The organism is Fibrobacter sp. UWH4, assembly GCF_900142475.1.
Classification (GTDB): domain Bacteria; phylum Fibrobacterota; class Fibrobacteria; order Fibrobacterales; family Fibrobacteraceae; genus Fibrobacter.
In genome coordinates, this window is the sequence record NZ_FRAY01000004.1 from 158241 (window position 1) to 170354 (window position 12114).

Annotated in this window: 12 protein-coding genes; 9 read left to right on the forward strand and 3 right to left on the reverse strand. The window is 47.0% G+C overall.

Annotated elements, in window-relative coordinates:
• Position 1: 1 nt before the first annotated feature.
• On the reverse strand, positions 2-253 hold the full coding sequence (locus BUA93_RS08660) for a FeoA family protein (protein WP_254793911.1): 252 nt from the start codon (positions 251-253) through the stop codon (positions 2-4).
• A 674-nt stretch (positions 254-927) separates the two neighbouring features.
• Here BUA93_RS08660 and BUA93_RS08665 point away from each other — a divergent pair.
• From BUA93_RS08665 to BUA93_RS08675, 3 genes are all read left to right on the forward strand, one after another.
• Complete coding sequence (locus BUA93_RS08665) at positions 928-1200, forward strand: hypothetical protein (protein WP_072978770.1); 273 nt, start codon at positions 928-930, stop codon at positions 1198-1200.
• A 36-nt stretch (positions 1201-1236) separates the two neighbouring features.
• On the forward strand, positions 1237-3156 hold the full coding sequence (locus BUA93_RS08670) for a fibrobacter succinogenes major paralogous domain-containing protein (protein WP_072978771.1): 1920 nt from the start codon (positions 1237-1239) through the stop codon (positions 3154-3156).
• A gap of 97 nt (positions 3157-3253) precedes the next feature.
• Positions 3254-4192, forward strand: coding sequence for a hypothetical protein (locus tag BUA93_RS08675; protein WP_139257907.1), 939 nt, complete (start codon positions 3254-3256; stop codon positions 4190-4192).
• Positions 4193-4380: 188 nt separating this feature from the next.
• On the opposite strand, the gene BUA93_RS15940 is transcribed toward BUA93_RS08675, so the two are convergent.
• A complete protein-coding gene (locus BUA93_RS15940; RefSeq protein ID WP_139257908.1) occupies positions 4381-4608 on the reverse strand; it encodes a hypothetical protein in 228 nt (75 codons plus the stop codon).
• 241 nt (positions 4609-4849) lie between these two features.
• Here BUA93_RS15940 and BUA93_RS08685 point away from each other — a divergent pair, with 241 nt between their 5' ends.
• From BUA93_RS08685 to BUA93_RS08710, 6 genes are read left to right on the forward strand one after another with little or no spacing between them, the layout of a single operon-like run.
• On the forward strand, positions 4850-7264 hold the full coding sequence (locus tag BUA93_RS08685) for an efflux RND transporter permease subunit (RefSeq protein ID WP_371359301.1): 2415 nt from the start codon (positions 4850-4852) through the stop codon (positions 7262-7264).
• A 9-nt stretch (positions 7265-7273) separates the two neighbouring features.
• Positions 7274-8056: an outer membrane lipoprotein-sorting protein gene (locus BUA93_RS08690; protein WP_254793912.1), complete on the forward strand. Its 783-nt coding sequence runs from the start codon at positions 7274-7276 to the stop codon at positions 8054-8056.
• Positions 8057-8058: 2 nt separating this feature from the next.
• Entirely contained in the window at positions 8059-9270 is a 1212-nt protein-coding gene (locus tag BUA93_RS08695) for a DUF1302 family protein (RefSeq protein WP_254793913.1), read from the forward strand.
• Positions 9271-9279: 9 nt separating this feature from the next.
• Positions 9280-9996: an energy transducer TonB gene (locus tag BUA93_RS08700; protein ID WP_072978775.1), complete on the forward strand. Its 717-nt coding sequence runs from the start codon at positions 9280-9282 to the stop codon at positions 9994-9996.
• 39 nt (positions 9997-10035) lie between these two features.
• A complete protein-coding gene (locus tag BUA93_RS08705; protein ID WP_072809021.1) occupies positions 10036-10602 on the forward strand; it encodes a MotA/TolQ/ExbB proton channel family protein in 567 nt (188 codons plus the stop codon).
• A complete protein-coding gene (locus BUA93_RS08710; protein ID WP_072809024.1) occupies positions 10603-10998 on the forward strand; it encodes an ExbD/TolR family protein in 396 nt (131 codons plus the stop codon). It begins immediately after the preceding gene.
• Between the two features lie 17 nt (positions 10999-11015).
• Here the strand turns inward: BUA93_RS08710 and BUA93_RS08715 are convergent, their stop codons facing one another.
• Positions 11016-12107 (reverse strand): nickel/cobalt transporter, encoded by a 1092-nt coding sequence (locus tag BUA93_RS08715; protein ID WP_083597279.1) that lies wholly within the window; start codon positions 12105-12107, stop codon positions 11016-11018.
• Between the last annotated feature and the right edge of the window lie 7 nt (positions 12108-12114).

The window sequence follows — 12114 nt, forward strand, 5'->3', positions numbered from 1 at the left end:
TTTACGATTCTACCTTGACAAAAATCTGTGAACTTTCCTTGTGGTTGACAGCGATAACCGTATCGCGGCAAAAAACGAGCACCGGCGAACGCTTGTCGTTCTTGAGGAGGGTAAAGTCGGAACCCGGCGTAAGCCCGATAGAAACAATTCTTGAAATAAAGCGGGAATCGCCCTCGATCTGGGCGATTGTCCCGCAACGATTCTCACACATTTCGGCGAGACTCAAACGGTCAATAAATTCAGCGTTTTTCATGCGCCAAAAGTAGCCGAAAAGCGCTCAAAAAACCGCTCCAAATAGGTTTTGAATACTCCGAGGAGATTGAAGGGGAAAGTGTTCCCCTCGCTTCAGCCTTGCCTAGAGCGTCATCCTGAGCGTAGGCGCAAAGCGCCGAAGTCGAAGGATCTAGGGCAAGTCTTCCGCTACCCTTTCTAGCGGGCTTCAGTCGCCAGCCCGCAACGCCTGGCTTTGAAGCCAAAGGTTCATTCCAAGTTGGACTATGCCATAAATGCCTTTTTATTGAAATTTGGCCGATTTGGGTGCTTTGCAGTGATTTTTTATAGTGGACAGTGTTCGTTTTTGTAAATATTTATGTATTTTTTAAGCAAAATAGAGTTTAGCTCTTGTTCTCACCTTGAAATCTGCAAATTTCACTTTACCGAGAGCAAGGCGAACGCTCACGCAGGCATACCGTTTTAGCGGTGTGTTTCAGTTTGTCGCACCGACTTAATAGTCGGTCTTTGGTCATTTGGCCATTGGGCAACAGCCCTTTTGGGGCGTGGGTCGTTTGCGTTTATCGGTAATAGGCTTTGCAGAGCCTCAAGGTGGTAAATGCAACGACTCGCGCCTTTTTTGTATTCAGACAAAATTTGGCAGGATTCTTTGCAACAGGGGAAGACTCCATAGGTTTTTAAACAAAGGAGTTCTATATGAGTAAGAATTTTGATTTCTTAGGCGATTTAGCAAACGCGCTGAAAAAGAATAATTGGAGCATTATGCACATATCTAGAGTTGCAGAATTGCTTAATCTGAATGGTATAAAAAATAAAAGAGGGAATGAATATAAAGAGACTGGGCGAGGAATATTCAAACTAGTATCATCTGCCTATGCCTATTTTACAAAAAAAGGTGACAAAGAAACAGCGACCAATGTTGCCAGCGCATTCACTAATGATAAGAATCAACATGTTTGGAAAAAGTAAGTCTTTTTTACACCATTTACCTAATAAAGGAAAAAAATGAAACAATTTCTTTTTGCCGTGATTGGCTTATTTTCATTAAGTTTTGCAGATGTTCATCCTGGATTAAAGAACGCCATTGACAATGGTGATGTAAAGACTGCCGAAAATCTTGTTAAGAAATTCGGCGTTAAAGACATGTATTGTCCAGCAAACCTTTCTTTTGAAAATGCAATGACTATTTATGAGAATGCGTTTTCAACAAATCCTTTAATCATGTGGAAAAACTGCGCATCTGTTTTTATAAAAAATGCAGAAAATAATGTTTGTGGAGAATCACTTCCTTTATGCAAACATTATTTGGAAACACTCTTTCAAAAAGGGGATGTTGATAAGATTGATTCTGTCTTTGCGCAAATTATCCAATCAAAGCTATACATTCAAAAGGAAAAAAGAGAAGTTGAACAACTTGAAATTGTGAAAGCATCAAAGCAAGAATGTATGGACCAACTCGATTTACATCGAAAAGAAACTGTTGATTCTCTTATAAATTGGCACGATATTGATTGCAAAATATTGTTTGATGCAACAATATGCTCAAAGTTATTTTCCACATATGGTATGGTCCATATTGATTCAATAAACAAAGTGTTTTCGTCAAAATCAAAAAATTGTAAGAAGAAGCCAACCATGACTGTAAAAAAACGTTTAGAACAAGAAGTTTTAGTTAATCCATTTCTATACGAAATCGAATATTATGGATTACTTTTATCAAACAAAATGAAGGATCCCTTTTACACAAATCCCAAGGCTGTAGAAATGTACAAAAAACTAAAAAGCATTAATATTGCAGCACAAAATTCAATAAAGAATATTAAAATATATTCAGATGTTTTAAATACAAATACAGCGGCATATTGCTTATCGATTCCTGAAAGAGGATTCAACGAAAATGCCTGTAATAAAGTAATAAATTATGTTACCAAAAATTTTAATTTAACATCTAGCAAAAATTCTCTAATCAAAGAAATATCTAATCTGTACGCAATGAACGCCTCTGTGCCTGATTCGCTAATAGCATTTTCATGTAAACTTTATCCAGATATCGACAAGTATTTTTATAAAATTATGGATGTAAACATTTTTGACTGTAATACAATAAATGAATACATGTCACGCAATGAGGCTTGCAAAAATTCAAATGAAAATTACTTTTGGACAGCGCCTTCAGGAATCCGATACGTTTGTGAAAATAGAAAGATGAGAGAACCAAGATCAAAAGAATTAGAAAATGGAATATGCGTAAATGACGCTGAAATAAAAAATGGTATGTACTGTTCAATAAAAAATGGATGGATTGAAAATACGGGGTACAAAAGATTTACTGATAAGCGTGATAGTCAAATATATCGTGCAACAAAAATTGGTGATCAAATATGGATGGCTGAAAATTTAAATTATAACATTACCGACAGCTACTGCTATGAAAATAACCCCGACAATTGTCTAAAACATGGTCGATTGTACACCTGGAATTCCATTATGTCAAAATCTGATAATGGATGTAAGAATAATTATGAGAAATGCTTAGAGAAACAACCTATCAAAGGAATTTGTCCTGATGGATGGCATTTGCCATCTGTAGAAGATTTTAATCATTTATTAGAAAATGTGGGAACAAGCAGATCGTCATATGTAGTAAAATTAAAGGCTTCCGATGAATGGGATAATGGGAAGAAAGGAAGCAATACATATGGATTTAATGCCTATCCTGCCGGATCTATGCTATTAACAGAGGAAAAACAAATATACTTCATTAATCAAAAAAAATCAACATCATTTTGGACTGTCGTAGGAGGAAGTGGCAACGCAGAAGCTTATGCCTTTTTTATCGAAAATGAATCCGATAAAAGTTCTGGTTTTTCTTATGATTGGAAAAAAAATGGTCATTCTGTTCGCTGCCTAAAAGATAAAAAATAACTTTATTGTTCGCAAAAGCATGCTGTTACAATCAACAAAAGGCCTTTTCATAATTCTTATAGCATCGTATTTCGCCATCGCAGAACAGGATGCCAGTTTGTCAAAAGAAAAAAGATGTGTTAAAACAATTATGCACTCCAATGATGGTTTTTCTGAAACAGGAAACAGATACGACGGATATTATTGTGGTGATACAACTTCAAAAGATCTTTTTGCTCGCGCATCATGTAAAGAGGGTGACTTATATTTTGCGGGAGATAAATTAGCAACATTGGAATGGGGTCAAGGTGTAGAACCGTCCGTAATCTGCGTGCCATCAAATTTCAAATGTCCTAAAGGGCGCTTTTTAGCAGAGTACAAATATGGAAAACAAATATTTTACGCATGCGTTGAACCGCCTAACAACGCCCATTTTGATTCGCAGTTAAAAAGAATTACTTGTGATAATAATTTTTCCAATCATGAATACCGTAATTGTGAAAGTGAATTTTGTGACGATAACAGCGATGACCTAATGCTAAAATGTATTCCTAAATGTTCAAAAGATAAATATCTTGATTTTATGGAAGAAAAATGCAAAGCTATACCAATGGGTGCGCGCAAAATTGATGAATACACTTGGGAATGCGATAAGAAATTTTCTCGATACAACGATAAAGATGAATGCAGACCTTGGCCTAAGAACGCTGAGCCGTCAAAAGGTTGCTGGTATAGCTCCATAAAAATTTCAGATTTAGCAATAAAAGCTAAAGAGTGTCCAGAATCCATAATAATTGATGGTGAAGAGTATTATTGTTATGATCCAGTTGATGGAGAAAATGGCTGTACATTAATCAATTGTCTTGAAAAAATGGGAAATAGCTTGCGTGCTCCTTTGGGAACTGAAGTCATCTTCAATTTTTCCAATGAAAAAATTTCTGTGAGAATGAAGCAGATCTTTACTCAAAATGAGTTACTTGGCAGATGGTCCGGATGCTGGAAATGCCCTAAAGGAACCTCTTTCAACATGAGTAAAAACGAATGTGTTCCAAAATAGTAGCCCTTTTGCGTTAGGGGGCGTCGCACCTTTGTGGCGAGACGCGTAGCGGCTCGATGAGCCGAAGGCGAGCAGCACCCGACCCGGCGCCCTTCGACAAGCTCAGGGACCTTAGCCGGGGAACGCCAAAAAAAAATACCTACGGATTTTCTTTTCCGTAGGCGTTCTTTTTTGAAAACTTCTCTAAGCTACTTTTTTAGAGCCTCGAGTTTGGCTTTGAACTCGGCGATTTTTTCAGGAGTCAAGCCCATGTCCTGCAACACGCTGATTGCATCGGCACGCTCCTCGTCGCGGGCCTTTTCAGCCTTTTCTTCAGCTTTTTGGCGTTCTTCGGCGCGAGCATCGGCAATTCGCTGGCGGTAAACGTCGCCGGCGCTAACGAAACCGTATTTCTGTCCTACGCTAACGAAAGCCATATCCAACTCCTTTTGAATATCTTCAGTGAGATACTCTGATAAATATACACTCATTTTCTGCAAAAGGCAAGTCGCCTCATTGTGGGGAATCGTTTTCAAGGCATCCTTAAACTTCGGCAGAATTTCAACCAGTTTTTCGGCATTATAGGCATATTTCATAGCGACAATCCCGTAAGAACCATTCCGCTATTTCACCCATTCGGTTTTGCACAAAACCATTTGGAGTAGAAATTTTAGGCTCATCTCTCTACTTTTTGCTCCGCAAAAAAAAGAGGATACAATGAGCCTTCCAAAGATTAACATTGAAAGAATCAACGAGCGGTTCGGCCGTTTTGGCGAATTCTTGCTCAATCACCGCGCCATTTTGCTGGTGGCGTTTGTCGTTTTGCTTGCGGTTTCGATCGTGGGCATGAAAAAAATCTACGTCGAGGCGTCTTGGGACAGCTACTTTATCGAGGGCGACCCGATGCTTGTCGAAACGGACAAGTTCAAGGAAACTTTCGGTAACGACTATTTCGTAGGCGTACTGGTCGAGAGCGACCATTCCATCTTGACGCCGGACAACCTGAAGCTTTTGCGCGAACTTTCGAACGAACTGCGCGACAGCCTCTCGTATTCCGACGGCAAGGCGACTTCAATTGTCGATTTGGAATACATGCTCGGCACCGAAGAGGGCATGGAAATCACGCAGATTGTTCCCGAAGAAATTCCGACGGACGAGGCGGGACTTGCCGAAATCGAGAAGCGCCTGGCTGACAAGCCGGAACTGGCGAAGAAGTTGATTTCGAGCGACCGCAAGCAGGCCTTCATCAACATCAAGCTGCGCCCCTTCCCCGAAGATTCCGTGTGGAAGGCCGAAGGCGAAGCGAAGGGCGTGAAGGCTGAAGCGCCCGACATGCAAACGGGCCGCGAAACGGCTGAAATCATCGCGAAGGAAAAGTATGCGCCTTTGCACCCGCGTGCCACAGGCATGCCCTACCTGAGTTTCCAAAAGCTGAAATACATCGGCGAAGAAATGGGCCGCATTTTCATCATGACGATTCTCTGCGCCATCATCGTGATGTTCCTCGTGACGCGTTCGCTCCGCGGAATTGTCTCTCCGCTGATTACGACTTTTGCGGGCGTCATCATGACCTTTGGCCTGGTGGGTTATCTCGGACTTTACATGGATGCGACCAACATCATGGTGCCCGTGATTTTGGCCTTCGCCGTTTCGATTGCATACAACATTCACATCAACTCGTTCTTCCGCAAGAACATGATGCTTACGGGCAAGCGCAAGGAATCAGTACTTTACGCCATGCGTGAAACCGGCTGGTCGGTGCTGTTCTCGGGCCTTACCACGATTGTCGCGTTGCTCAGTTTCCTTTCGGTGATGCTCAAGCCGATTCGCTCCGTGGGCATTCTCTCGTCGATTGCGGTCGGATTCATTTTGCTTGTAGCGTTGACCATTTCGCCGATTCTCCTGAGTTTCGGTAAAGACAAGAAGCCAAACGCCAAGGCACTTGAACGCGGCGACACGCGCATGGGAGTCATTCTCGATTCTATCGGCAAGTTCGTTCTCGGGCACGGAAAGCCCATCGCCATCGTATTCGCCGTCGTGACAGCGATTTCTGTTTTCGGGCTCACCAAGATAGAACCCGCCTTTGACGTGGAACGCACCATGGGCCGCAAGGTCGAATATGTGAACAAGATGCTCTATGTGGCCGAATCCGAAATCGGAAGCTTCTATTCGTACGACCTGGTGATTGACTTTGGTACAAACGACAAGGCCAAGGAAGTCGAGAATCTGAAAAAGCTCGAACAGTTGCAGGATCATGCCGGCAAGCACCCGCTCACCAAGCGTTCCACATCCATTCTTGACATCGTCAAGGATTTGGACCGCACGCTGAACGAAAACCGCCAGGACAAATACGCCATTCCCGAAACCGAAGAAGAAGTCGCGCAGTTGCTTTTGCTCTACGAAAACGCGGGCGGCAGCGAGGCAACTTACTGGATGGATTACGATTACAGGAAACTCCGCCTGATGATTGAAATTTCGAGCTACAACTCCAACGAACTCCAGAAGGAAATCGAGGACTTGCAGGATTTCGCACGCAAGCTTTACCCGAACGCGAAGGTGACTGCCGTGGGTAACTTGCCGCAATTCACCGCCATGCAACAGTACCTGGAAGTGGGCCAGATGACATCGTTCCTGATTTCCGTGGTCATCGTGGCAGTTCTTTTGATGATCGTTTTCGGCAGCATTCGCACGGGCCTTATCGGCATGATTCCGAACATTGCGCCGGGTATTTTCGTGGGCGGTTACCTCGGGCTCACGGACATTCCGCTTGACATGATGACAGCGACGCTCATCCCGATGATCATTGGCCTTTCCGTTGACGACACGATTCACTTCATCAATCACGGGCATGTGGAATTTGACCGCACCCACGATTACCGCGAATCGATTCTCAATGTGTTCCGCACGGCGGGCCCGGCTCTCGTAATGACGACGATTATCATGGTGGCGACCTTTGCGGGCTTTACCACCTCGGCCGCAACGCAGATGTTCAACTTCGGTTTCGTGGTGTTCGTGGGCCTTGTCTCGGCACTGCTCGCCGACCTGTTCGTGACACCGCTTTTAATCAAGAAATTCAAAATTTTTGGAAAATAGGAGAAAAATATGAATATGAAATTCGCAAAAACAGCCGCGACAATTATTATCGCTTTAAGCGCCATGGTAAGCGCAGAAACATTGACCGGCCGCGACATTGTGCAAAAAGTGCATGACCGCCCCGATGGCGACACCCGCAGTTCCGAACTCTCGATGACACTCATCAACAAGAGCGGAGCCAAGCGCGAACGCAAGATTACCTCGTTCGCGATGGATGTGGGCAAAGATACCAAGCAGATTATGTTCTTCCGCTACCCCAACGACGTGAAGGGCACGGGATTCCTGACAGTCGATTACGACGACATCAACAAGGATGACGACAAGTGGCTTTATCTGCCCGCCATGAAAAAGACGCGCCGCATTAGCGGAAAGAGCTCCAAGACAGATTACTTCATGGGTTCCGACTTCACTTACGACGACGTGGGCCAGCGCAACATCGACGAAGACACCCACAAGCTCCTCCGCGAAGAAAAGGTCGACGGAATCGATTGCTGGGTAGTTGAATCCGTGCCGAAAAAGGGCGACGAAATTTTCTCGAAGAAAATTTCCTGGATTCGCAAGGACTGCCTGATTGCCGCCAAGGTGGAATACTACGACAAGCTCGGCAAGTTGCACCGCTCGCTAAAAGTCGAAAACGTGGTTCAGGTTGACGGCTTCTGGTCTATCGCCAAGATGAGCATGGAAAACGTTCAGACCAACCACAAGACGCTCCTTGAATTCGGCGACATCAAGTTCAACATCCCGCTGGACGCAAAGACATTCACCGTGCCGAGATTGGAAAGAGGACTGTAATAGTGGCTAGTGGTTGGTGGTTAGTGGTTGGGGCGGCCGCTGTCGCAGCCTTCGCCCAAGAAAACCCGTTTCAATTTAACGGGTTCGTGGATACGTATCATGCCGTTCAGACGCAGCATCCTCACGATTTTACCACGTCGCGGACGCGCCTGCGCGCTGAACTTCGCGTGGATTACGAGAACGCTTACCTGTTTGCAAGTCTGAATGGCGTGCACAACAGCATTCTCGAAGACCGCACCGGCGTGCAGTTGCAAGAAGCGTATTTCAACTACCAGAACGACTTTCTTGAAATCCGTGCAGGCCGCCAGATTGTGGTATGGGGCGTCGCCGACGGGCTTCGCGTTACCGACTTGATTTCGCCTGTTGATTACACCGAATTCATGTCGAGCGATTACGACGACATGCGCATGGCCGTTGACGGTTTCCGCATCAAGTACCCCGGCGAGCGCGTGAACGCCGAAATCGTTTACGTGCCCGTGCCGCGATACTTCCAAATGCCCATGCAAGAAGAAAACCCCTGGCGTCCTGAATTGCCCGAAAAAGCGAGCATCGATTTCCCAGAAGGTCCCGATGCCAAATTCAAGAACGGAGATTTCGGAACGCGAGTTTCGTTCTTCCTCTCGAATCTGGATTTCTCCATTTCGGCGCTTCATACGCATAACCAGTCGCCCGTTACGGTCGCAGGCTACGACCCCGTCAAGGATTCTATTGTCATCCACGGCATTCACGAAACCATGACCATGATCGGTGGCGACCTCTCGATGCCTGTCGGCGAATTCGTGCTGCGTGCCGAAATCGCAGAATACTTCGGTGAAGCGCTCGGTTACGCAAGCAACCTCGATTACGCTCGCAAGAACACCTTCAATGCGCTCGGTGGAATCGACTGGTACGCCGGCGACAATTGGACTTTCATGGTGCAGTACTTACACAAGTACATCGCCGACTATTCGCATAACTTGGCCGCCGAAAAGAATTCTTCTGAAATGACCTTCCGCATTTCAAAGGAACTGCTGAACAACACGCTCAAACTTTCGCTCTACGGAATGTTCGATATTGACAACCTCGCCTATTACGCACGCGTTTCGGGCGATTACTCCGTTACTGACCAAGTCATGCTCTCGCTCGGTTACGACCACTTTGGCGGCAAGCGCGGACAACTCGCTGGCTACGACAAAAATCGCGAAATCTGGGCGAAAGCGAAATACTACTTCTAATAAGATCTAATGAATTTTGAAATTGAACCGACATCGCGCCCGCGCAATCCCTATTCTGCATTCACGATGCGGCGCGTGTTTTGCGTCGGCATTGTTGTTGCCGTCTTGCTGCATGCGGGCTTTTACGCCTGGGGATTTTTAAAGCGGACGCAGGTGGTTACCACCCGCGAAGATGCCGAGGTGATTCATGTGGAGCGTTTGCTCTTGCAGCCGCCTCCGCCACCGCCTGAAGTCAAGAAAATCGTGAAGAAGGTGGTTCGCGCGAAAATTATTCCGAACATCGTACAAGATACCGTTCCGGAACCTGAACCCGAGCCAGAGCCGGAACCGATTGTGGTTACGGATGCCGAACCCGTTGTCGAAGCGCCTCCTGAACCTGTGGCACCGCCCCCGCCGCCACCTCCACCGCCGAAGCCCTCGAAGGATTCGCTGATGAAGGTGACGAAAGCCTACCTTATCGGGCTTTCCAAGGCGTTCGAAAAGCAGAAGGACTACCCCGCTACGGCCCGCCGCTTAAAGCAGGAAGGCACTGTGCGCGTGCAGTTCACCGTTGCAAAAGACGGAAGCATCAGCGGAGCGGTTGTGGCAAAGCCCTGTCCGTATTCTTCACTGAACGAAAGCGCGCTTGCCGCCGTGCAAGCCGTGCCAAAGTTCGACCCGATTCCAGCTGTACTTGGTAAGGACACCTGGAAAATGGAGATTCCAATCAAGTATAACCTTCACTAACAAAGGAGATTCCGGCTCGGAGGCCGGAATGACATAAACATGAACTACATCTTAGACTTTATTCAACAGGGCGGCGTTATCGCCTACGTACTCGTGGCGATGAACTTCGTCGGTTATTCCATCATCGTATGGAAAATCATTTCGCTGATCCTCTTCAACAGGAGCATCCGCAAGCGCCTCCCCTCCAAAATTCTGCATCGCGTGGTGAGCCACAACACCGACCACCACATCATCATGGAAAGCATCCGCACCGAAATCGCGCTCGCCTTCTCGCCGTTACAGAAGGGCATGACCACGATTGAAAACATTGCCAGCATTTCTCCGCTGCTCGGCCTTTTGGGCACCGTGTTCGGCATCTTCAACGCCTTCAGTGTCATCGCCGTTTCAGGTCTTTCTGATGCAGGCGCATTCGCCACAGGCATCAAGCTAGCCCTCATTACGACGGTGATTGGCCTCGTGGTCGCCATTCCGCATGTAATCGCATTCAACTACCTGAACGCAAGCATGGAATCGGAACAGGACAACGTGGAAAACGATGTGCTTTTGCAGCTGGGCCGCATTCTCAAGGAAAAAGACCACCTTCGTTCCCAAAACGAGGATGCATAAATGGCCAAGCGCACCCGCCGAATCCGCCCCGACATGACGCCGCTGATTGACTGCGTCTTCTTGCTGCTCGTATTCTTCTTGGTAACCTCCGTCTTTAAGCAAGACGAATCGGTGCTCAAGCTGATTCTGCCCGAAACTCAGACCGAAACCAAGCGCGACACGCCCGAGGGCCTGTACATTGAACTTTCCGAGACGGAACTCGCATTTAACGGCCAGCGCGGAACCCCCGACGAACTCCGCGAAAAGGCGGCAACGGTGCAGAACAAGAAATCCCCTGTCGCCATCAAGATCGACAAGGGGACGACTTACGAACGCATCGCCGTTATCCTCGATATTTTACAGGTGCAAAAACTGTACAATATCCAGCTGATTAACGAAATGGAAAGCGCGGAATAAGGCCGCTTGCGGCGTCGCTACACGCGGCCCGCGAACTGGTTCGTAAACAACAACAGCCCCGAAATAAAGATTATAACACCGCCTGCGAGAGTCGCGACGGTGTATATTTTTGTCGCGATACGCGTGTGGGCACTCCCCTTGTCAATCCCCTTGCGGAAGGCAACAGCAGCAATGCCAAAAGCCACATTCGTAATCGTCATGCCGATGCAAATGACAAGCGCCCCCAAGAGCGAAAGCGCCACCATGGAATTCAGCAGGCAGAAGAGCACAATCAACGCCACAGCCGGGCAAGGTACGATTCCCGTAACGGCGGCAACGCCCAAGATTTCACGCCAGCGGGCAATCGGCGGAAGCGCAATTCCAGAGCCAGATTCCACGCACGCACCATCTTGCGCGGCCTCTTCCGCGGAATCAATCCGAGCACAACATCCACAGCCCTTATGCGACTTAATCACATCGCGAATCGCAAGCGCCACGAGCAGCACTCCCGTAAGCATAATCAGCGCATAACTCGCCCGTTCAATGCCGATACGGCCCGTCTCGAACGCGTTAAACACAGTCGCCTTGAAAATCGCGTACAAAATAAGCAGCAAGAGAACCGCACTCATGGTGTGCGTTACGGTAATGCCCGCACCAAGCGCCACACCCTGCCGCCAGCGACCCCGACGCGCTATAAAGTAACCTACCACAATCGACTTGCCATGTCCGGGGCCAAGCGCATGCAACATACCGTACACAAGGCAAATCGCGAGAAACTTCCAGATGGCATCCCAATCACCGCTCTTCATCGCCGAAATCGCCGCCGTCAACTTTTCGCGAAGCACCTTCTGCTCGTCCGCAATCACCGTATACAAAGACCGCGAATTTGCCACTGTTTTTCCAGGCTCAGCCACTGATTTCGCAGCAGGTTTCGCGACAATCTCCGATGTAACAGGCATAGGCACAGCCGTCTCGACAGAGGCACTTTCCGCAGGAGCAACCGATTCGACCGTCGTTTCCGCAGCAGTCGGAGTATCTCCCCCACCCATGTCAAAACGTTTCTTCTTGACAGCCGCCGAAGCCGCCACCGCAAGCAAAAATACAAGCAAAATTACAATAGACTTTTTCATAGAATTC

Bases quoted from the DNA above. Each gene is read 5' to 3' on its own strand.
- BUA93_RS08665 (WP_072978770.1), top strand. From the start codon at position 928: ATGAGTAAGAATTTTGATTTCTTAGGCGATTTAGCAAACGCGCTGAAA.
- BUA93_RS08705 (WP_072809021.1), top strand. From the start codon at position 10,036: ATGAACTACATCTTAGACTTTATTCAACAGGGCGGCGTTATCGCCTAC.
- BUA93_RS08715 (WP_083597279.1), bottom strand. From the start codon at position 12,107: ATGAAAAAGTCTATTGTAATTTTGCTTGTATTTTTGCTTGCGGTGGCG.
- BUA93_RS08710 (WP_072809024.1), top strand. From the start codon at position 10,603: ATGGCCAAGCGCACCCGCCGAATCCGCCCCGACATGACGCCGCTGATT.
- BUA93_RS08670 (WP_072978771.1), top strand. From the start codon at position 1,237: ATGAAACAATTTCTTTTTGCCGTGATTGGCTTATTTTCATTAAGTTTT.
- BUA93_RS08690 (WP_254793912.1), top strand. From the start codon at position 7,274: ATGAATATGAAATTCGCAAAAACAGCCGCGACAATTATTATCGCTTTA.
- BUA93_RS08700 (WP_072978775.1), top strand. From the start codon at position 9,280: ATGAATTTTGAAATTGAACCGACATCGCGCCCGCGCAATCCCTATTCT.
- BUA93_RS15940 (WP_139257908.1), bottom strand. From the start codon at position 4,608: ATGGCTTTCGTTAGCGTAGGACAGAAATACGGTTTCGTTAGCGCCGGC.
- BUA93_RS08660 (WP_254793911.1), bottom strand. From the start codon at position 253: ATGAAAAACGCTGAATTTATTGACCGTTTGAGTCTCGCCGAAATGTGT.